We start from the raw sequence: 21,155 nt of genomic DNA on the forward strand, positions 1-21,155 counted from the left end.
TAAAAAAATAAAATTTTTATTACGGAATTCTGCGGAAATTTTCTGATAATTAGAGTGTTAATATATAGCTAAAACATGCTTAATTTACTAATATACACGTTCGATTAGTTATGTGTATATTTAATAAAGAAGATATTTATTATACTATTCGCGAGTATTGCAGTTGGGGTAATTTCGCCAAAACACCGTATCAAATGTCAATTACTCAACTATTTGATACTTTGTTTAATGATAATAATTGTTATTGATGCTAATTTGTATTATTTTTTACAAACACTTGTATCGAAGTGATTTTTACGTTAATCAAGCTCTTTTAATTAATTTCGTCCTATGTTAGATTGATGCTCCAAGACAAAAGTGCAATTTTTTACACTTCAACTAAACAGGTGCTTCTACGAACGCTACTTTAGATAGAGTTATTTCACTTTTGTTTGTTGCTAATCTACCTACCATGTTTATCTACTTCTAGCTGCATTACCAGACAAGAACGTCTGTATTTGAGATCTTGATTAATTATATTTGCTTCTACCCTCTCTACTACTGTAAGCGTGTGATTTCCCAAGGTTTTTAGGTAAACTTTGGAGCGCAGTGGCTTTATTGTTTGGGCTTGACCAGGTTTACGTGCTTTTACCAAGACTATTTAACTGAATAATCTAGAGCTTCTTTATTGGATTAAAGTAGGCTGCGCGATTTGGAATAACTTGTTTGAACCCAAATGCTTATGTACGCGCGCAATGCTAAGGAATAACTAATTATAAGTATTTTGGAGTTTGATGGAAGATATTTCTGTCATCAAGGTTACAAAAGTTAAATTTAAATTAAAACAGAGTCTATAGTATGCACGAACTTTCTCAATCTGTACTCAAGCGTCATCTACAAGTAAAGATACAAGCTCAACCTCCTTTATTCCCTTGGGAAACAGAATTAACAGATTATCCGGATTACTCAGATACGTCATCCATGATGTGGGTTCGGAATGAAGAGTGTAGTATAAAAGAATTATTCAAGTTCAGGAGTTTACATCCGAAACAAACTTTCAAAACCTCGCCATCAATTTATCAAAATTTCATAGGATTTTATGTACTTTTAACAATAAAATTAGCGAGCAAACTAGAAATACTGCTCTTAAAAAATACTTGTAATACTGAAGTAATACATTCTTTGGTGATGAAAACTTTACATTGGATAGTATCATCAGGGAAGTATTTTTTATTATTGCTTTTGTTAATGGTATTACCTGCTAGTAGCTTAAATTATCCAAGCATTTCTGCTCCGCGCGTCTATCTAACTTATTTAAATAGTGTTGTTTTTGGAAGAGGTGGTCTAAGTGAAGTAAAAGTGCCTGTGATGATGGTTGCCAGCAGTGATGATGTAGTTACTCCAGCTTTATACGAGCAAATACAACCGTTTTCTTCGATTAATACTCAAAAGTATCTTGTTGTACTAGGAGGTACTAGTCACTTTTCTGTGATAGGTGATGGTCAACGTTCAATAGAATCGACAAGAGAGTTAGTTGGAGATAATCCAGAGACCGCACGTAACTATATGAACATTTTGACTACACCTTTTTTCCAAACCTACCTTACCGATAAGACAAAATCTGCTCGCTATCTAAATGCTGCTTATGCTAAAGCTATCTCCAATTTAGGCAGGCGCCTGATTTTAATTAAGTCGCCCATGACGGACAGATAAAATATGGAAATTTTACAACAGGCAGCACAAAAAGCGAAACAGTCAGCGAAACGTGCAAGTCAAGCTATTGAAAGGGCAATTCAAGATGAGCAAATAATTAATCTTGAAAAATCTCAAGATATGATTATCACTAATTTGAGAGATGAAGTTAAGCGATTAAAAACTGAAAATAAAAAGTTAATAGTTTTACTTGAATTGTTGCAGAACTTAGTAATGAAAGAAGAATAGGTACTAAAACTTGTGGAATTCGCGCATTGAAGTGTAATTTAAGTAATTTTAAAAAGTAGTGGTTTATCGTGAATACCTGGATGCATACGGCGCCACCAAGGAACAATACATCAAAGCTTTTTGCAGAGGCAAAGCGTAAAAAGTTAGGCTTTTGGAATCAAGATAATCTAGTGATGCCGTGGGATTTTCGACTCCCCACGCGCAGGAACTAATTATATAGAGGCGCCGATATTATAAATACTCAGATACGCACTCGTCACGATGCCAAGCCGTGAAAGCTGAGGAGATAGCCAAAAATCAATGTAACGGTGTATGGTCACGCAGTGATTTAATTAAACCGTGGGAACGCGCGAAAATCTCAAAGATAAAAATAAGCTGGTTAAATCTAGCAACAACCAGCTATTTTATACAGGGTGCATTATATGATTTTTAACTATACAAGATAATGTGCTGCGAATATGTGAACAATAGCAAAAATAAGTGTTTAATTGGATGCTTATGAGCTTATCCTCCTATAAGTATAAACTAATCTTGTTAGCAATCTTTTATACTTGTATAATTGTCTTCGGCTTAGTTACAAGCCGATAATATAAGTTAATATTCAGTAATTAGAGTTACAAATGATAGTTTTAGTCCAAAGTGAAATAAAAAAATGTGTAGCTTGGTAGTTTTAATTTAATATAAACAGCAATATTGGTGAACCTGCATATGTTAGTGTTGTTCGGAAATAGTGATGTATGGGAACATCGAACGAACCGTACAAGGCACGTTGGGGGATTCATGAGTAAATTACACAAGCTACTGTTATGCGGCTTCATGCTTGCGCTTCAGACACCAGCACAAGCGCAAATTACTGCAGATAATACATTAAGAAAAGAATCTTCGCTTTTTGCGCCAAACTCTACAGTCAACGGCGCCAATGCTGACTTAATTAATGGTGGCGCCGTTCGTGGTGCTAATTTGTTTCATAGCTTTACAGAATTTAATATAGGTGATGGACAAAGAGTCTATTTTGGTAATCCTGCTGGAGTGCAAAATATTTTTACGCGCGTAACAGGTGGTCAAGCTTCAAACCTAAACGGAACACTAGGGGTTAATGGCGCCGCCAATCTATTTTTAATTAATCCTAATGGCATTTTATTTGGAACAAACGCACGCTTAGATATAAGTGGCAGCTTTTTAGGAACTACGGCAACAAGTCTGAAATTTGCAGATGGTACTGAGTTTAATACCAAGGCACCTCAAAGTGCAGAATTGTTGACAGTTAGTACCCCAATCGGTTTACAATTTGGAAAAAACCCAGGAAATATATCTTACAAAGTACAGGCAGCAGATAGTAATGATATATATTATGGTTTAGAAGTAAAGCCTAGTAAAACTTTGTCACTAGTCGGAGGAAATATATCCTTAGAATCTGGGAATATTGGCGCCAGTAATGGAGCTATTGAAATTGGTAGTGTTAGTGAACCGGGTGTAATAAGTTTAACTCCAACAGATACAGGGTGGACTTTGGGATATGATGATGCTCTAGATAAAGGAAATATTCTTTTATCTAAAGCAGCTTTAGATACTAGCGGAGAGGGTGGTGGTTCAATTCAATTACAAGGTAAATATGTTACCTTAAATAGTTCAGCTATTTTTTCACATACTTTAGGTAACCAAAATGGTAAGAATATCTTTATAAATTCATCCGATTTAATACTTGAAAATGGCTCTGTTGTGTCTGTCAACACCACTAATTCTGGAAAAAGTGGAGATTTAAATGTTTTCGCTGATAATTCAATACAAATAAGAAAAAGTGGGTCTGATGGGTTGGCTAATGGTTTATATGCTCAAAGTCTAAGTACGGGTGCTGCTGGTAATCTGACAATTAATACAAAAACATTAACTGTCCAAGATGGAGGACAAATATCTAATACAAACTTTGGTTCGCCAAGAGGAGGAGATTTGCGGGTAACTGCCTCAAATGAAATACAAATTTCGGGAGCAACATCGGATACAAATAGATTATTTGTTAGTAGTATTTTGAATGACAGTTATAATACAGGCGCTACTGGTAATTTAACAATGAATACAGGAAAATTAGTTGTTCGAGACGGAGCGCGCGTAATAACTTCAACTAGAGGAGGAGGTCAGGAGGGAAATTTAAGTGTTTTTGCTTCAGATTATATAGAACTAAGCGGAAGTTCATTCCCAAGTCCTTACGGATATTACAGCGTTAGTGGTTTATTTTCTCAAAATTCAAGCAATAAAGCATCTAATAACTTAGAGGTTAATACTGGAAAACTAATTATTCGCGCAGGAGCAGGAATATATACTTCTACTGCTTCTGGAGAAGCTACAATTTCTGTGAGGAATTTTAATCCTAGTTCAAGACTACTTTTCATTGCATCAAGTTTTTCCATACAGGATTTTACTCAAGTTACAGTAGATGTTAGAAGTTTTAGCAGTCCAAATAATGATAATTTGCAATATGAGACTTTCGTAAGTTCAATAAGTAATAATATACCTTACGGTAAGGCTACTAATTTATTTATTGCTGCTTCTGATTTTATAGAATTAAAAGGAGAAACACCGGATGGTAAAATTAAAAGTGGTTTATTTACCGATAGTTATAGTGTTAGAGATGCTGGCGATTTAATAATTAACACTCCTTTATTGCGTGCATTTGATGGGGCAAGAATAACAGTTAGTAGTAATTATGAGGGAAGCGCAGGCAACCTTTATATAAATGCTTCAAAATTAGAACTTGATAACAGTAAAATTGTTGCACAAACACGCTTAAGCAATAATGGTGGAAACATCAATTTAAATGTTAAAGATTTAATCTTATTACGTCATAATAGTGAAATATCTACTACTGCTGGAATTGAACGTTTATCTGGTAATGGTGGTAATATTAATGTTAATGCGCCATTCATTATTGCTGTTCCAACAGAAAACAGTGATATTACTGCGAATGCTTTTAGTGGTAGAGGTGGTAACGTTAATATCCGCGCGCAAAGTATACTCGGTATTACACCACGTCTAAAATTATTACCTGAAAGTGATATCACAGCATCTTCTACACTTGGCGTACAAGGACAAGTTTCAATCCAACAACCCGAAGTTCAACCACAGCAAGGATTAATCGAATTACCAGAAGAAGTTATTGATGCTACACGTAAAGTTGCTCAAATTTGTCCTAGAGAACCAGATGCCAAACAACTAGGAGAATTTACTATTACAGGACGCGGCTCTTTACCACCATCACCAATAGAATCATTACCTGGTAATAGTACTCCCACTCTTGCGACTTTAGATACTAATAATACATCAAATGAATCAGTAAAAATTAAACAGGCGCCGGAGGTTTTCCCAACTCAAATTATTGAAGCGCAAGGGTGGGTCAAAACGTCGGATGGTAATATCGAACTTATCGCAGCGGCGCCCTTGGGTACACCATTAAAAACAAACGCGCGGGCTGCTTGTCCTCAATCTAAATAATACTTATACAAAATAATCAAGCAAACATACCTTTTATAGTTTGTGGTGATTTTAACCGCTTACAGCAAGTAGTACTAAACCTGTTAACCAATGCAGCAAAATTTACTCCCAATTTAGGGCAAGTACGAGTCGAACTATCACACGACGGCGCCCCAACACCTCCCTATTCCTACTCCGCAATCATAAAAGTCAAAGATACAGGTAAAGGTATTAATTCTGACTTTCTGCCATACGTATTTGAACGTTTTCGCCAAGCTAATAGCAGTTCCAGAGCAAAAGACGGATTAGGCTTAGGTTTAGCAATTGTCCGTAATTTGGTTGAGTTGCATGGGGGTATAGTGACTGCTGCAAGTCCAGGTCAAGACCAGGGAGCAACGTTTACAGTCGTACTACCCTTATTACTGAATAAGGAGTAGAAATGGTAATTAGAGCAAAAAAACGACAATCATTATTTATTGACGCCAATAAATGTTTCATTTGACAAGTTCGAGCAAACCGGAGCTATCTAATACTTTATCACTCCAGATTGCGCTTGTTTCAACAACTTTTAATAGTTCACCTTCTTGAAGAGTGATAGCTGACCAGTTTTGGCGCCAAGCGAGTAATGTTGGATAAAGAAGATGCTAGCTCGCCTAACTGCTGTTGGCGCCCGATACGTAAAAATGATTTCTCAATTGCATTCCAATCTGGCATTATAATCCTCCAAGAGTTAAGTAGATAACATTAAATTCTTACTTATACACCCAAATGTACCGAAAAATAGCCATAATAATTACGCAAACAATTCTTTTATTTAGTGTAGTATTATTTTCTTTTACTGCTCAGGCTGAAGCGAAAACACCGTTACGATATCTAGCGATAAATGTCGGCAATGCCTCTTTAACGTTTGGATGCTGGGAATACAAGTTATGTCGTGAACAAGATGTTCAAAATATACGTAATTATATTGCTACCTGGAAACCTGATGTAATTATGTTATCTGAGGTGTACCGAGCCGAGCAACTTACTGGTAAATCAGCAAATGGGCCTATTTTACCAAAGGGTTACACTGGAATTTGCGCTTCGAGCCGTGACCGCAATACAGGGGCGCCAGCTGCCTGGAATGCTAAAAATGCTTCACACGAACATGAGTGTATTGCCTGGAAGGTTTCGCGCCTTTCTCTCATACCAAGTAGCGCTAAATCTGCCTATGGTCGTAACGATGCTTACGGTCGTAATTACTACAGGCTCCTTGCTCGTAAATATGATGACGAAAACCCAAACTGCAATTATGATTTTACTGGTTTCCGCGCTAAATTATTACTTGATAGTCAAACAACGATTACTCCTGTTGCTGTACATCCAAACTCACTAAACGCTAAATGCCGAACTGAGGAAATATCTCGTTATTGGTCAACACTTGCCGATAGTTCCCACGTTATAATTGGCGGTGATTGGAACACAAGTTCGGATAAAGAACTCCAACAGCCTGAAACATTTGTGGTTAACTATTCACGAGGTCAGCACTGGAATATTGCAAAACACTCTGGTGAGTATAGTGCCAAGTATTTCTTCGGTAAGATTAAGAGAAAACTTGACCATACTTATTCAAATTTCGGTACTCCTTGCATTGACTGTGGTAACTTTTACAGTACTGCTAGTTTACCTTTTGGTTCAGCATTAGGCGGTTATGATAAACATCCACGAGCAGATGGCGGTAAAGGATTAGACCATCGTCAAATACTTGTTGACTTGACTATTCCCTAATTTCTTGTTTTTTTCAACGTTTTTTACTTATATACCACCTATCTGAAGGCTTGGAGCTATCAGTAGGTGGAAATATTACCTCACAATATTACGCCACTATGATTCGCGCCAACCTTCAATAGTTGCTACTAAAATATTAACCAATGGGTGGTCAACAGCTTCTTTGAATGCTTCTGTTCCTGCTGCCTTGAGGGCGCCAAAAACTCTTGACTTTAGTGTTGGATTCTCGTAGATTTTCTCAATTACTTGATTTACAACTGCCTGCTTTTCTTCCACAGTAGTAGGAGCATTTACTACTTCTAGCTGTTTGAGCAATTGTTGAATTTCTTGAGCAGCTTCAGCTAACGTTTGCGGTTGTTGTGAAAAAAAGTTATTTTGATTTCCTTCTATATTGTCAACAAAGTTTGTGAATGGAGCATTAAAGTTATAGTTTTTATTTGTTTCTTGATGCATATGTTTATCTCCCATAATTTTGTCTCCGTATATATGTTCGTTTGGGCGAGAAGCTAACATTTCGCTCATTGATTCTTTCAATTCTTTGATTTCATCCTTACGCTGTTCCTTGAATGATTTGATTTCGTCATGTATTCGCTTTAATCCATCATTGAGTTTTACCTTATCTGCATCTGGAGGTACATTGACTCGCACGACAAATAAACCATCCTCTTTTTGTTCAACACTTTTAACAGATAGTTGAGTTCCTTCATTCTCAACTTGCACTTTGTCTAATGCAATAATAAAAGCTTTCCAATCAAGACCATTGTTGAAGATGATATCGATAGTATCCAGCGTTTCTTGAAACAGCTTGGTAAATTCTCTGGGAGCATACTCTCCACTATGAGGGCGCCGTTCTTTTCCACCATATTTTAAATATATATGAGTGCAGTTTACCCCTTCTAGTTTTGTTGTGCTGTCAATATTCCAAGCTTCTATACATGCTCCAGACAATGTAGCATCGTAAAAATCGACACCTAAAGCTTGAGTTTTAATTAAATTTGTCCCTTCTAACAATACCTTCGCCAAAAATATGATTGGCAAAAAGACTTTTGCCGTCAACGTTTTCAGTCAAACAAAATATTGAATCTGTCTGCTATACGTTGACCCCAGAGTTTTTATATACCAGGACTTTGAATCTAAAAACCCGGTGTGGAATAACGGGAAGGAGTTTTTAACTAGCCTGGAAATTATAGCGCTCCTGCACTCTTATACGAAAAAGCCTTAATTCTAGAAGCGTTGATGCTATGTTATGACTCCGAAATAGCCGCGAAGGTATTGACACAAGACACCGGGTTTCTAGAGAGTTTAGTTAAGAATGTTCTACCCATTTTCGTCCAGCATGTTCTGCTGCTTGGGCAGAATTATATACTTTGCGTTTTCCGTAAACGCTCCCTTCTGGACTAATCACACGGAACTGCCACAAATGCGTACCTGTGTAGAAAACCATTAACACGAACTGGTTGATGCTTGTAACCTGTTGAATTATTGTTCTAGTCATGCTCTGTATTTATTAGCACATTTCCCACACTCTTATAACTTTGAATATACCTATTTTGTCAACAGTCTTACAACAAGTTTTATTACAAACGGCGCCTGCTGTTACTTTATATAAGTATGTACTTATATTACGGTGGGCAGTTTACCTTAACTGATATCTTGCATTTCTACGTATAAATACTTGCTTTTTGATAAACATGTTTCTAATATTACTGATTAATTTAGTTCATTTTAATGAACTTAAGCTACTCGCGCCTACGGGTTTTAACCCGCTTACGGGTATGGGCTAAATTATATTTAGTATATCCCGATTAAATTATTATAGGCGCCTACAAACAATCCCTCTCACGTTCGTCAAAATCTTCAATCCAGTTTTCACCTTGTTTTTGTGCTTCTGATTTTTTCTTTCGCTGGAGTTTTAAACCCATATATTCTGGTAGTTTTTTGGTAATAAAATATACAATATTTTTGAGCATAAACTTAAATACCTTTGTTTAAAGTGTAAGGAAATATTACGTCATTATACTGATAATGATTAAAGTTAGGGTAATTTAATTTGCTCATTATTTTTATGTACAGTTGAGGTTACTTCTGTTGTAACTCACGAAAACTGTTTGTGCTCTATTAAAACTGTAATTAAATAATATTCAGGTGCAGGGTGCAGTTAATTTGGGTAATCGTAATTTCGCGAGTTCCCTGTTGGGTATGGGTTAAGTGGATGTTTATATAACTATCTGGTTTATAAGGCATTCTTTCTGCCCATTCGATTGCTACAATTCCTGGTGTAACTTCTATTCCTTCCCAGTAAGTTTCCAAGTTTAATGCTGTGACTTCGTTTGGTTCTAAACGATACAGGTCTAAATGGTAAAGTGGTATACGCGCTTCGGTATATTCGTTGATTAATGTAAAGGTTGGACTAACGATGGGGTCTGTGATACCTAAACCTTCTCCTATTCCTTTTATCAAGGTGGTTTTACCTGCTCCTAGGTCTCCGAATAGTAAGATGACCGTTGAAGCTGGTAAGGTGCTACCTAGTTTTACTCCTATTTGGTGTGTGTGTTCTGCGTTGTCGAGGGTGAACGTTGTCATGGGAAAGGGGAAGAGTCATTCTATTGTTAATTTGAGTCTATTCTTTGTTTTGGTGCGTAACGCTACTTTGATTATTCGTTTTGTTTGATAATTGTAATGGCGTTACGCACCCTACTAAATTTTGGCGCCACTGTACCATTTGATAAGTACTTTTGCGAGTTTTTGCGAGTCGTGACGAACGCACCCTTTTTCGTCTTCGTGCATTATATTAGCTAAGACGATACGGCGCCCAAGTTTGGTTACGTCTTCTCGGTCTAAGAAAACGGGGTGTGAGTTTCCTTGAGCGTAACGTACTAATGCTCGTGGTGATGGTGATTTTTGATGGACGAGTACTGCGTTAAATAATGGTCTTCCACATGCTTTGTCTATCGCTTTTATATGTTCGGAGACTGAGTAACCTTGAGTTTCACCCGGTTGTGTCATTATGTTACACACGTAAATACGTGGTACGTCTGCTGCTGCAATTGCATCTGCTATTTGTGGTACTAGTAAATTAGGAATGACACTAGTGTAAAGGCTACCTGGACCTATGATTATATAATCGGCTTCTTTGATAGCTTTTATGGCTGCTGGTAAAGCTTTTGGGTCTATGGGTGTGCAACCAAAGTCTGTAATTGTACCTTTGGCATCGGTAATTTTTGATTCTCCGACAATTCGGCGCCCGTCAGATAGTTCTGCCCAAAGACGAATATCACTGAGCGTTGCAGGTAATACTTGTCCGCGAATCGCCAAGACTTTAGAACTCGCAGCAACTGCACGCTCTAAGTCTCCTGTAATATCACTTAAAGCGGTTAAGAATAAGTTACCAAAACTATGACCGCTTAAACCGTCACCACTACTAAAACGATATTCAAATAATTCTGTTAACAGTTTTTCTTCATCTGCTAACGCGGTTAAACATTTACGGATATCTCCTGGTGGTAACATGCCAAATTCTTCGCGCAGTCTACCAGACGAGCCACCATCATCACCAACTGTCACAATTGCGGTAATATTAGCACTGTAGGTTTTAAGACCACTTAATAAAGTTGACAGTCCCGTACCACCGCCAATAACTACTATTTTTGGACCGCGATATAACCGACGATGCGCTAATAAAACATCTACTAGTTCCTCTTCGGCGCCAGGTCGAAGAACTTGAGTAATAGAGCTAACAGTGCGCGTTTGACCCCAAAGCAGTAGTAGTAGCCCCAGCAATAAAACAATGGGACCACTAATATAGTAGGGTACAATATCTGTGATTTTTCCTAAGAAATTTCTAAGTAGTTCGATGGCCCAGAAAATTGGTGTGAGTCGAATCGAAATAGCCAACCCTAAAACTCCAAGCACCACACCACTGATGCTGATGAGTAGCCAACGCTTAACCGAAAGTCCTGGAGATAGCCACTTGAACCACTGGTTAACCCGGTAGGAAGTACGGCGCCTTGACTGAGGAAGCAGAGTGTTGAGGGCTTGTTTTATAAAACCAATTGACATACAAGCATGAAGAACGTGGTGATCTAAAATAATGATTAACAGAAAATGTACACTACGTGCATTCAAAACTGAGTGCAAGATTATTACATTTATAATTCTATTTATCTAAAAAACATGTAATTAAAGTTGCTAGCATTACTATCTCACGTTGTTTATGGTATCCGTAATAAAAGTACATGGAAAAGCGCATTTTAGGATTAGACCCAGGTCTTGCCATTTTAGGTTTTGGCGCCATTACTTATACAGCAAGCAATAATATAGTTCAGGATACATCAGTAAAAATGCTTGACTTTGGCGTAATTCGCACAGAAGCAGGAACAGAAATGGGAACGCGCTTGTGTACTCTGTTTGATGATTTGCATGTCCTAATTGAAGAAATTAAACCAGATTTAGTTGCGATAGAACAATTGTTTTTCTATCGAATGGGAAATACCATCTTAGTCGCCCAAGCACGCGGCGTCATTATGCTGGTACTAGCACAGCATAAACTACCATACGTCGAATTTGCACCAAAACAAGTCAAGCACGCTTTAACAGGGTATGGAAATGCAGAAAAATACGAAGTTCAAGAAGCTGTCGCGAACGAATTAAATTTGGATACTATTCCAAAACCCGACGATGCCGCAGACGCATTAGCCATCGCATTAACCGCATTGTATCAAATTTAGGCAACGGATGTAACGGATGTAGCGGATGGTTTTAATTAGATTTCGTTTACAATCAATTAATTTATATAATTTATCCGTTACATCCTAGAGTCATCCGTTGCCATGTATCCACCATCTTACGACCCCCTTGACAGGCGCCCCCTTTTAAAGCTACCCAATAATGAGCGGGTAGCTGTTTGGGTAGTAATGAATGTAGAACATTTTACTTTTGGTAAACTTGGTACTGCTATTCAGCCACATTTAAATAGTCAACCAGAAATTGCTAACTACGGTTGGCGAGATTATGGTAATAGAGTAGGAATATGGCGCCTGTTTGAGTTGTTCGCTGAATTATCCATACCAGTAACAGCAGCAGTCAACGGTGAAATTTGCACCCTGTACCCAGAAATTATGACGGCAATAAATACATATGGCTGGGAAGTCATGGCTCATGGTATTAATAATTCCACAGGTCATAGCGGTATGGATAAACAAACAGAGACACAAACTATTGAGAAAACCTTAAGTTTGTTAAAGCAGGCAACTGGAAAATTACCCAAAGGATGGTTAACACCAGGGTTTTCCATCACAGAATCAACGTTTGAATTATTGCACGGCGCCGGAATAGTATATACTGCTGACTGGGTTAACGACGACCAACCGTACTGGTACCCACTTCAAGATGGTCGAATGTTAGCGATACCATATACCATTGAAGCTAATGATATTACTTTATGCCTTAGTAATCGATTTTCGGGCGCCGAATTTGCACAAGCAATACAAGACCAGTTTGACCAACTTTGGCTTGATGGCGAAAAAAACCCACGCATCATGGCAATAGGTTTACATCCCTTCATAGTCGGTCAACCATTACGGATGAAATACCTAAAACAGTGTTTATCATATATTAAAAGCAAGCCAGATACCTGGATAACTACAGGTGAGGCAATATACGAACATTTATCATGACAATATCACAAACTAAGACTCTAACCATTCCCGTTATCGATGCGACTCAAGAAAATATCAAACCGTATGGATATTTACTTGGTGACGATGTGAGTAAACCTGGTTTATCCATACCCTTTTACCAAGAAAGAGTTCTTGAAGGTGAAAATATCGACTTTAGCTATCGTGGTACTGCTACATTTAGAACCGCTAAAATTATGCCGGGATATCCCAATATTATCTGGTTAGAACGTCATATGCATATGACCCAGATGTTTATTGGGTTAGGACAATCACCTTTTATTATGGTAATGGCGCCACATAATCATGATAATGATAATCAAAATGTACCAAATTTAAATGAAGTAAAAGCGTTACGTTTTCCACCAGGACACGGATTATTATTACATTTGGGCACATGGCACGATTTCCCCATAGCTTGCGAAACACCCGTAGTTATCCTGACGGCAAACTCAGACGAGGTAGTTACAGCATTAAGTGAGATGAAGGAACCAGGAGAAATGAATCAAGGTGATGTGTATAAAATTTCGTTGCCTAAAAGATTGGGTTATGAAATTCAACTTGATGTAGTTTAGATGATTTTGTCGCTCATGGGCGACAAAATTCACGTTAATTTCTGCGAACGATTACAGGGGTTCCGACTTTTGCCCAGTTGAATAATAGTTGTGCTTTTTTTGGTGGTAGGTTGACGCAACCGTGACTAACGGGTGTACCAAAGTTATTATGCCAGTAGGCGCCGTGAATTGCATAGTTGCCGTCGTAGTACATTGTATAAGGTACATCAGGAATATTATAGTCGGCACCGCGCATTCTGGCTTTACGTAGTTTAGTTTGAACAGCGTAAACTCCAGTAAGTGTAGGAGTAGATTTTTTACCGCTTGAAACTGTGACTTGGTATATAACCTTATTTCCTTCCCAAGCATTTAATTTCTGTTGTTTAAGATTTATTTCTATCCAACGTTCTTGTGACTGCTTTAACTCGTTGATTTTTTGAGTTATTTTCTCTGACTTTGATACTGTTGGTGTTGGTGTGGGTGTTGGTGTTGGCGCCGATATGGCTTGTTGAGGTACTATATTAAATGTAGCCAAAACAGAAATAAGCGTCAGTAATATTAATTTAGATACAGAGTTCCTACGGTCGTTGACTATCATATCGCCACGCCCTTTATAATAAAGTTTTGTAATTAGATAAACAATTCGATAAATTTCGTAACTTTTATTTAAGTAGACGATTAATACCCTGTGCTTCTATTAACTAACTTCACGACCTTGTGCTAAAATTCCGTAATTTAATAAAATCTTTTTAAGTATATTTTTAAAATATTTTTTCTGCCCGTAGATAGAAGCGTTGATATTCAAGGTTATAATTTATACCCAAACTTGTTTAAAAAATGTAATACATTTGTATAAAAAATAATGATATATCTAATATTAAATCAGGATTGTAATGGTTCTGATTATAAATAGCTTAAACACCGTTATGTACGATAATATTTGCAAATTTCTAGCTGAGAATTTTTCAGATGATTTAGCGACTTGGTTGTTAGGTAAACCAATAACTTTAACAAAAATGGAGCCAAAAGAATTTTTTGTTGAACCAATCCGTCCTGATGCGGTAATACTTCTACAATCTGATAAATTGATTTTGCATGTCGAGTTCCAAACTCTACCCGAAGAAGAAATACCCTTTCGTGTGACTGATTATCGTCTGCGTGGGTATCGTCTTCACCCAGACAAACCTATGTACCAAGTAGTAATTTACTTAAAAAAGGTAACCAGTAAAAAAGATTTAAAACTTGTTAAGCAGACCAAATTCACTCTAGAAAATACAGTCCACCGTTTCAATGTCATCCGTCTTTAGGAACAACCTACTGAGTTATTTATAAGTACTCCAGGCTTGCTTCCATTTGCAGTTTTAAGCAATACTAGTACTAAAGACAGCACATTGCAAGCAGTAGCAGCCCAAATCGACAACATCACCGACCGTAGGACACAAAATAACGTGACCGCATCAGCAGCCATTTTAGCTGGGTTAACATTGAATGAAGATGTTATTCAACGTATTTTAAGGAGAGATATTATGCGTGAGTCAGTCATTTATCAATCAATTCTCGAAGAAGGTTTGGAAGAAGGTCGTGAACAAGGTCGTGAACAAGCGACCCGAAAAATTGCTGCGAATATGCTTTCCAAGGGAGTTTCAGTTGAATCTGTTATGGAATTTACTGGTTTAACGCTTGAACAGGTTCAGGAACTACAAAAACAACAATCAGAAACCTAATTATACTAGCTTACCAAGGCGCCTGAAAGCATTACAGTTTGTGTTTTCAGGCGCTTTTATAGGTGCCAACAATATTACACAGAAACCTCCCAGAAATTGTCACGAAGTTTAGGTAATTTGATAATTTGGTCGCGTTCGGCGCCTTTCATACGCCAAATTTCATTCTCTCCTGTACTAAAATCACGATAGAGAAAGTCTAAGTTACCGTCGTTGTCGAAGTCGGTAATTTGCTCTATTCTCATGTTGGCGCCATTAGTTGGTAGTATGGCTTTGGTTTTTATTTTAATTTCGTTCGCAGTGTTATCGAGGTACCAAACGGTATTTTCACCTGTTAAGTAGTTACTTGCTACGATGTCAAGTTTACCGTCGTCGTTAAAGTCTGCTGCTCCTTGTATATGAATATTAGCATCTGCTGATGCTTCTAACGTAATTTGTTTTTGTACGGTTGTGTCACCCATTACCCATACTGTACTGGCGCCTGTTCTTTCATTACGCCATATAATATCAGCTTTACCATCACCGCTTAAATCGGCAACAAGTTCTACATTTAAATATGTAGATGTGACTTTTGGTAATGATATACTTCTGGAAATGGTTGGCCCGTTCATTTGCCAAATCATACTTTCACTAGTTTTGGCATTATACCACATAATATCGGTTTTACGGTCGCCGTTAAAGTCTTGGACTCCTTTTATTACCCAGTTGGTGTCTGTTAATGTTAACAATGGCAGTACTTGCAGACGTTGTGTACCGTCCATCATCCATATTTCGTTTTCACCTGTTTTATAGTTGCGGTATAGAAAATCTAGTTTTCCTTCGGTTGTAAAGTCCGCAACTCCTTCTAATACCCAGTTCTTATCCTGCTGTCGGTCGATGATGACACCTTTATCAATTGTAAAGTTGTTCATGAACCATATTAGGTTTTCACCTGTTCGGTAGTTACGCAATACTATATCGCTATAACCATCATTATTGAAATCGGTGGTATTTTTGGCATCATCGTTGATTATTTTTGCTGTCGCTTTATTCGAGGTTGTTGATATTGTACCGTTGGTTGGGTCTTTTAGTTCTACGAAGAATGTTTCGTTTGTTTCAAATGTATCATCATTGTTTACGGGAATACTGATGCTTTTACTAATTTCTCCTGATGCAAATACTACCGCAACACTGGCGCCTGCTGTATAGTCTCCGCTTGCTGCTGTGGCGGTACCATCTGTTACAATGTAGTCTACGGTTACTTGTTCGTCACTGGCATTTGATAAACTAACTGGAATCTCTAAAGTTGATTTACCTTCTCGACTATAAGCGTCACCAATACTAATTACAGGTTTGGTATCATCGTTTTTGATTGTACCGATTGCACTCGTCGTTGTTCCAGAATCTACGTTTCTAAGTTCTGACAAGTTGACTCGGAACGTTTGGTCGGTTTCAAACTTAGTATCACCGTTAATTTTTACTTTTACTGTTTTGCTGGTTTCTCCAGGTCTAAAGGTAACTGTTTGTGAAGTTGCTTGATAATCTTTATCGGCGCCCGTAGCAGTCTCATCTACGGTAGAATATTGGACGGTGACTGTTTCGTTACTGGCGCCTGATAAACGAACATCAAAGTCGTAATCAGTTGTACCACTATTTCCTTCTTCGACAAATTCAGTTGCCGCAGTTATATTAACCTGAATTGGGTTAACTGTAATCTCAAAGGTTTTTTCAACAGAAGTGTCTACTCCACCCAAGTTTGTTCCACCATTATCTCGAACTCTGACTCCAATAGTTGCTGTGGTGGGAGTTTTAATACCTCTTGCGGTAGTGAAAATTAAGTTGCCTTGTCTATCGATAGATGGTCTTGTGGAAAATAGTCTGGGGTCGCTAATACTTGTAACAGTATATTGAAGAGCTTGTTGTGCAGACTCATTATCTGGGCCAGGAGAAAATGTTGCCCATGTTGGAATGTTAAACGAAGCACCTGCTGATACTGATAAGTTTGCTCCTGGTATAACGGTGGGTGCATCATTTACAGGGGTGAGGTTTACTTTTATAATGTCTACATCTTCCATTCCCTGTTTACTGCTAGCTAGTCTAATTTTGGCTTCACCGTTAAAGTTGAGGTTTGGTTTGAATGTTAAACCATCCAATGCACGGTTAATATCACTTAAGGCGCCAGTTAAAGATACATTACTCGAAAAATCAGCACTCGACACCAGTTTAATTGTACCATCTTCTGAAGACAGATTGATTTGAACCGTCGCATTTGGCTCTTTGTCTACTTCTGTAATAGTTATCGCGTTTCCTGTATTAACTGAGAAAAGAGCCAAAGGTAAAGCATCTTCGGTAATTGTTTGCACTCCACTAGGAATATTATTGACAGGAGCATCGTTTACTGCATTAACTGTAATTTTGAAAGTAACTGGGTTTGAAGTATCTTTACCACTCTTCAATACACCCCCATTATCTTGTAATATAACTGTAACAGTCGCTTCTCCGTTTGCATTAACAGCAGATTTAAAGGTTAATTTGCCATCGCTCGAAATCCTTGGTTGTTCGCTAAATAATGCATTGTCAGTGTTGGTGACGATAAACGTTAATCTTTGTCTGTTATCGTCTAATGGCCCTGTGGTAATTTCTGTAGCCCAAGTTTTATTATACCGCTCTGCGTCTTCAGATATAGTAACATCGGCGCCTTTAGTAAAGGTTGGTGCGTCATTGATTGGGTTGACGTTAACTGTAATTATATCTGTATCTGTAAGGGCGCCACCAATTCCTGTATTACCTTGGTCGTTAGTTTCTACCTGAATTCTGGCTATACCATTAAAATTGGCTGTAGGTGTAAAAGTCAAACCATCCAAAGCTTTGTTAATGGCATTTACCGTTCCAACCAAAGTAATGCTACCAGGAGTACTACTAGAACTGGTAAGTTCACTCGTGTTAGTTACGCTGAGAGTTCCATTCTCTGTAGATATTTTAGTTTCTAATGTTAATCCCTCTACATCTACATCTACGTCGCTAACTGTAATTGCATTATTAATACCACCAAGTGCAGAGAAAACAATTGTATCATCTTCATCCATTGTTTGAGGAGTTGGAACACGATTAATTGGAGCATCGTTAACGGTGCCGATATTAATGGTAAACTCTTGTTCTGCGGAAGTATCAACACCATTATCTCGTGTACCACCAGTATCTCGCAAACTGACGAATACTTTTGCTGTTCCGTTTGCATTTGGAGCAGTTCTAAAAATAAGCGTACCTAACGAACCATTTACAGAAATTCTTGGTTGTTCTGCAAATAACGCATTATCGCTGTTTCTAACGTTAAATTGTAAACTCTGAGATTCATTCGCAGCACCAGTATTAACTCTTGTTGCCCAACCAGTTATTTGCTGTAAACCAGCATCTTCATTAACGGGGATATCACTACCTTTAGTAAAACTAGGAACATCATTAACTGGGTTGACTACAACTCCAATATTGCTAGAAACTTCCCACGCACGTCCATCACCTGTACTACCTTGGTCATTGGTAATAACTTGAATAGCTGTGAAACCAATAAAATTAGTGCTGGGTTTAAAGGTCAAACCATTTAGGTCAGCGTTAATATCGGTGAGTTTTCCTGTAAGGGTGACAGTACCTGTTCCTTTTCCTTGTGCAGTGGTAAGGGTTTTACTATCATTCCAAGTCAATATGCCATTATTAGCGATGACTTTAACTTGTACTGGGTTATTACCTGCATCAATATCGCTGATGGAAATAAGCTTATCATCGGTAAACACCAATTCTGAGTCTTCTAAAATTGTTTGTGTTTGTGTATTTGGAACTCTATTTGTGGGTCCATCATTTACTGGAGTGACGGTGATGGTAAAGGTTTCTTCTCTGGATACACTTATACCTCCATCACTGTTATCACCACCATCTTCTAACACTACCCTCACATTCGCTATACCATTCTGGTCTTTTGCCAATGTATAGAAAAGAATACCGTTGGCAGAAATTTGAGGTTGAACGGAAAATAGAGAATTATTATCGTTCGTGACATTGAATCTTAAAGATTGACCAGTTTCATTTGCGGCGCCAGGAGAAATAGCAGTTGCCCAAGGTATACTCTGTGATGGTGTGTCTTCTTTAACGACTTGATTATCACCTTTGGTGAAGCGAGGTGCGTCGTTAACAGCGATGACATCTATATTAATATTATTACTAACTGTATATGCGGGGCCAATTCCTGTATTACCCTGGTCATTCGTAGTCATCTTAACTAAGGTTCTACCGTTAAAGTCTTTATTGGGTGTAAATTGTAAACCATCTAACCCAGCATTGATTTTTTCGAGAGTACCAGTTAAAGTTACCGAACCTGTTTTATTGTTGCGAACGTTTAAGTCAGTGGTCGTTGCTACAGATAGTATACCGTTAGGCGCCTCGACTTTGACCTGCATAATTCCGGCGCCTGCATCAATATCGCTGATACTGATGATATTATTACGGGCATTAGAGAAAGTGAGTACAGAATCTTCTAGTACTGTTTGAAGTTGTGAGGGAATTAAATTAACAGGAGGGTCATTGACAGGGTTAACAGTAATAGAAAATGATTCTCGTTTTGATTCAGCGTTTTCATTATCTGTGAGAAAGACTGTGACATTCGCTGTTCCAGACGTATTTGGTTTTGGTGAATAACGAAGAACACCATTGGCATCGATAGTTGGTATACTTTGGAATAGTTGGCTATCTTCGGGACTGATGGTGACGGTGAAAGCGACTGTTTGATTCGATTCGTTACTGGCGCCTTTAGATATATTAGTAGCCCAAGTAATTGCTCGTAAAGGCAAGTCTTCATCAATCGTATCATTAGAACCTTTTGTGAATGTAGGTGCATCATTCACACGTAAGACGTTTAAATAAATAGTATCTTCATCGTTTCTTGCAAAACCACCCGTATTTCCACGGTCTGTAGTAGTAACTCTAATATTAACGGCGCCGTTATAATCTTTAATAGGTTTGTAAACCAGTTTGTCGAGAGTAGCGTTGATAGTGGTGAGCGAACCTGATATAGATATTGTATTGGTGGAGTTTGGAATGATAGAGTCTGAGAGGAATAGTGTACCACTAGTAGCATTCACCGTGACATCAATGGCGCCATTACCAGCATCGATATCCGCCACTCGAATTGCGTTATTATCTTTAAAAGCAAACTCTGTATCTTCATTAAAGCCAATACGTGAAGTTTGAGTAGAAGTAGGAACAGTATTTACAGGAGCATCATTAACTGCTCGAACTTGTAGAGAAGCAGTATCTGTAGTGTTACTGAACGCTGTAGTTCCTCCATTAGTAGCTACATTTGCTGTACTACCTGCGGTTCCATCAGTGGTATCCCAAGCACGGAAAGTTATGGCATTGCTAATAAAACCGTTATAATCGGCATTTGGTTGAAAGTAAATACGACTATTGGAATTTGCTAATAATAAACGCGCATCGCTTTCTGAGACATTACCGAGTGGCGCCCATGCTTTACCACCATCGGTAGTAAAATACCAAGTACCGTTACTGCCAGTACCAATTGCAGTAATGGCAATACCAATTTGCCCGTTATCAGTGACATTACTAAAGTTAATAATAGACGAAATTGGAGTCCCAACAATTCTAACAGGCGCCGCAGCATCTTCAAAAACAGGGAGTAGAGTGACTGGTGTATCACGAAGTATAGGAGCAATATTAGCACTACTGGCACTAAAACTAATAAAACTTTGTGATTCTCCCGGTAGGCCTGTATTTAAAGGAGAATTTGTAAGTTGCGTACCTGATAAACTATTTAAATCTAAACTGTCCATTTATTCCTGTGAATACACATAACAATATCGCGTAGCATAGACATTAAAGCCTGTGCTATCACGGGTTTATATAGCTTTAGAAATTAACTCTTGAACTATAACTTGTTTTAATACTTACTTAGCTCAGTGAAAATACTTGGTTTGTTTTAACTAATATTTAAATTTTAGATGAAGCTTGGCAACGATAAAGAAACCTGGTTTCTACGCAAAATCATCATTTTTATTACATGTTATCAA

General features: G+C 37.9%; 15 protein-coding genes and 2 pseudogenes. 9 read left to right on the forward strand and 8 right to left on the reverse strand.

The window, feature by feature from the left end; translation table 11 throughout:
• The first annotated feature begins 837 nt into the window (after nt 1–837).
• The 4 genes and pseudogenes from DSM106972_RS19445 to DSM106972_RS19460 all read left to right on the forward strand — a co-directional run.
• A complete protein-coding gene (locus DSM106972_RS19445) occupies nt 838–1,692 on the forward strand; it encodes an alpha/beta hydrolase family protein (protein ID WP_127082266.1) in 855 nt (284 codons plus the stop codon).
• A gap of 3 nt (nt 1,693–1,695) precedes the next feature.
• The gene (locus tag DSM106972_RS19450; protein ID WP_127082267.1) at nt 1,696–1,920 is read left to right on the forward strand and encodes a hypothetical protein; all 225 of its coding nucleotides are present in this window, start codon (nt 1,696–1,698) and stop codon (nt 1,918–1,920) included.
• Nucleotides 1,921–2,700: 780 nt separating this feature from the next.
• Complete coding sequence (locus DSM106972_RS19455; protein ID WP_158632846.1) at nt 2,701–5,406, forward strand: beta strand repeat-containing protein; 2,706 nt, start codon at nt 2,701–2,703, stop codon at nt 5,404–5,406.
• Between the two features lie 32 nt (nt 5,407–5,438).
• Nucleotides 5,439–5,822, forward strand: a pseudogene (locus tag DSM106972_RS19460) (sensor histidine kinase); the annotation flags it as partial.
• A 139-nt stretch (nt 5,823–5,961) separates the two neighbouring features.
• Here the strand turns inward: DSM106972_RS19460 and DSM106972_RS53585 are convergent.
• Nucleotides 5,962–6,099 (reverse strand): hypothetical protein, encoded by a 138-nt coding sequence (locus DSM106972_RS53585; RefSeq protein ID WP_233787443.1) that lies wholly within the window; start codon nt 6,097–6,099, stop codon nt 5,962–5,964.
• Between the two features lie 54 nt (nt 6,100–6,153).
• On the opposite strand from DSM106972_RS53585, the gene DSM106972_RS19470 reads away from it, so the two are divergent.
• On the forward strand, nt 6,154–7,152 hold the full coding sequence (locus DSM106972_RS19470; protein WP_127082269.1) for a hypothetical protein: 999 nt from the start codon (nt 6,154–6,156) through the stop codon (nt 7,150–7,152).
• A 96-nt stretch (nt 7,153–7,248) separates the two neighbouring features.
• On the opposite strand, the gene DSM106972_RS19475 is transcribed toward DSM106972_RS19470, so the two are convergent.
• The 5 genes from DSM106972_RS19475 to DSM106972_RS19490 all read right to left on the reverse strand — a co-directional run bounded on the left by DSM106972_RS19475 (nt 7,249) and on the right by DSM106972_RS19490 (nt 11,211).
• Nucleotides 7,249–8,190 carry a hypothetical protein gene (locus DSM106972_RS19475; protein WP_148129244.1) on the reverse strand — a complete coding sequence of 314 codons (942 nt, stop codon included), beginning with the start codon at nt 8,188–8,190 and terminating at the stop codon, nt 7,249–7,251.
• 268 nt (nt 8,191–8,458) lie between these two features.
• Nucleotides 8,459–8,647, reverse strand: coding sequence for a hypothetical protein (locus DSM106972_RS19480; protein WP_019497490.1), 189 nt, complete (start codon nt 8,645–8,647; stop codon nt 8,459–8,461).
• A 328-nt stretch (nt 8,648–8,975) separates the two neighbouring features.
• Nucleotides 8,976–9,122, reverse strand: coding sequence for a hypothetical protein (locus tag DSM106972_RS51440; protein WP_158632847.1), 147 nt, complete (start codon nt 9,120–9,122; stop codon nt 8,976–8,978).
• Between the two features lie 160 nt (nt 9,123–9,282).
• Complete coding sequence (gene tsaE / locus DSM106972_RS19485) at nt 9,283–9,735, reverse strand: tRNA (adenosine(37)-N6)-threonylcarbamoyltransferase complex ATPase subunit type 1 TsaE (RefSeq protein ID WP_127082271.1); 453 nt, start codon at nt 9,733–9,735, stop codon at nt 9,283–9,285.
• 114 nt (nt 9,736–9,849) lie between these two features.
• The gene (locus DSM106972_RS19490; RefSeq protein ID WP_127082272.1) at nt 9,850–11,211 is read right to left on the reverse strand and encodes a gluconeogenesis factor YvcK family protein; all 1,362 of its coding nucleotides are present in this window, start codon (nt 11,209–11,211) and stop codon (nt 9,850–9,852) included.
• A gap of 176 nt (nt 11,212–11,387) precedes the next feature.
• On the opposite strand from DSM106972_RS19490, the gene ruvC reads away from it, so the two are divergent.
• From ruvC to DSM106972_RS19505, 3 genes are all read left to right on the forward strand, one after another.
• Nucleotides 11,388–11,879 carry a crossover junction endodeoxyribonuclease RuvC gene (gene ruvC, locus DSM106972_RS19495; protein ID WP_127082273.1) on the forward strand — a complete coding sequence of 164 codons (492 nt, stop codon included), beginning with the start codon at nt 11,388–11,390 and terminating at the stop codon, nt 11,877–11,879.
• Nucleotides 11,880–11,981: 102 nt separating this feature from the next.
• On the forward strand, nt 11,982–12,827 hold the full coding sequence (locus tag DSM106972_RS19500) for a polysaccharide deacetylase family protein (protein ID WP_127082274.1): 846 nt from the start codon (nt 11,982–11,984) through the stop codon (nt 12,825–12,827).
• Nucleotides 12,824–13,402, forward strand: a complete 579-nt coding sequence (locus DSM106972_RS19505; protein WP_127082275.1) for an ureidoglycolate lyase — start codon at nt 12,824–12,826, stop codon at nt 13,400–13,402. Before DSM106972_RS19500 ends, DSM106972_RS19505 begins: the two co-directional genes overlap by 4 nt.
• 34 nt (nt 13,403–13,436) lie before the next feature.
• Here DSM106972_RS19505 and DSM106972_RS19510 read toward each other — a convergent pair whose 3' ends face one another.
• On the reverse strand, nt 13,437–13,979 hold the full coding sequence (locus tag DSM106972_RS19510) for a L,D-transpeptidase (protein WP_127082276.1): 543 nt from the start codon (nt 13,977–13,979) through the stop codon (nt 13,437–13,439).
• 328 nt (nt 13,980–14,307) lie between these two features.
• Between DSM106972_RS19510 and DSM106972_RS56200 the strand changes: the two are divergent.
• Nucleotides 14,308–15,105: pseudogene (locus tag DSM106972_RS56200) on the forward strand (Rpn family recombination-promoting nuclease/putative transposase).
• A gap of 74 nt (nt 15,106–15,179) precedes the next feature.
• On the opposite strand, the gene DSM106972_RS19520 reads toward DSM106972_RS56200, so the two are convergent.
• Entirely contained in the window at nt 15,180–20,918 is a 5,739-nt protein-coding gene (locus tag DSM106972_RS19520; protein WP_127082277.1) for an FG-GAP repeat domain-containing protein, read from the reverse strand.
• Nucleotides 20,919–21,155: the final 237 nt, after the last annotated feature.

The organism is Dulcicalothrix desertica PCC 7102, assembly GCF_003991905.1.
In the GTDB taxonomy this organism is placed as follows: Bacteria; Cyanobacteriota; Cyanobacteriia; order Cyanobacteriales; family Nostocaceae; genus Dulcicalothrix; species Dulcicalothrix desertica.

Bases quoted from the DNA above. Each gene is read 5' to 3' on its own strand.
- DSM106972_RS19445 (WP_127082266.1), top strand. From the start codon at position 838: ATGCACGAACTTTCTCAATCTGTACTCAAGCGTCATCTACAAGTAAAG.
- DSM106972_RS19450 (WP_127082267.1), top strand. From the start codon at position 1,696: ATGGAAATTTTACAACAGGCAGCACAAAAAGCGAAACAGTCAGCGAAA.
- DSM106972_RS19455 (WP_158632846.1), top strand. From the start codon at position 2,701: ATGAGTAAATTACACAAGCTACTGTTATGCGGCTTCATGCTTGCGCTT.
- DSM106972_RS53585 (WP_233787443.1), bottom strand. From the start codon at position 6,099: ATGCCAGATTGGAATGCAATTGAGAAATCATTTTTACGTATCGGGCGC.
- DSM106972_RS19470 (WP_127082269.1), top strand. From the start codon at position 6,154: ATGTACCGAAAAATAGCCATAATAATTACGCAAACAATTCTTTTATTT.
- DSM106972_RS19480 (WP_019497490.1), bottom strand. From the start codon at position 8,647: ATGACTAGAACAATAATTCAACAGGTTACAAGCATCAACCAGTTCGTG.
- DSM106972_RS51440 (WP_158632847.1), bottom strand. From the start codon at position 9,122: ATGCTCAAAAATATTGTATATTTTATTACCAAAAAACTACCAGAATAT.
- tsaE (WP_127082271.1), bottom strand. From the start codon at position 9,735: ATGACAACGTTCACCCTCGACAACGCAGAACACACACACCAAATAGGA.
- DSM106972_RS19490 (WP_127082272.1), bottom strand. From the start codon at position 11,211: ATGTCAATTGGTTTTATAAAACAAGCCCTCAACACTCTGCTTCCTCAG.
- ruvC (WP_127082273.1), top strand. From the start codon at position 11,388: ATGGAAAAGCGCATTTTAGGATTAGACCCAGGTCTTGCCATTTTAGGT.
- DSM106972_RS19500 (WP_127082274.1), top strand. From the start codon at position 11,982: ATGTATCCACCATCTTACGACCCCCTTGACAGGCGCCCCCTTTTAAAG.
- DSM106972_RS19505 (WP_127082275.1), top strand. From the start codon at position 12,824: ATGACAATATCACAAACTAAGACTCTAACCATTCCCGTTATCGATGCG.
- DSM106972_RS19510 (WP_127082276.1), bottom strand. From the start codon at position 13,979: ATGATAGTCAACGACCGTAGGAACTCTGTATCTAAATTAATATTACTG.
- DSM106972_RS19520 (WP_127082277.1), bottom strand. From the start codon at position 20,918: ATGGACAGTTTAGATTTAAATAGTTTATCAGGTACGCAACTTACAAAT.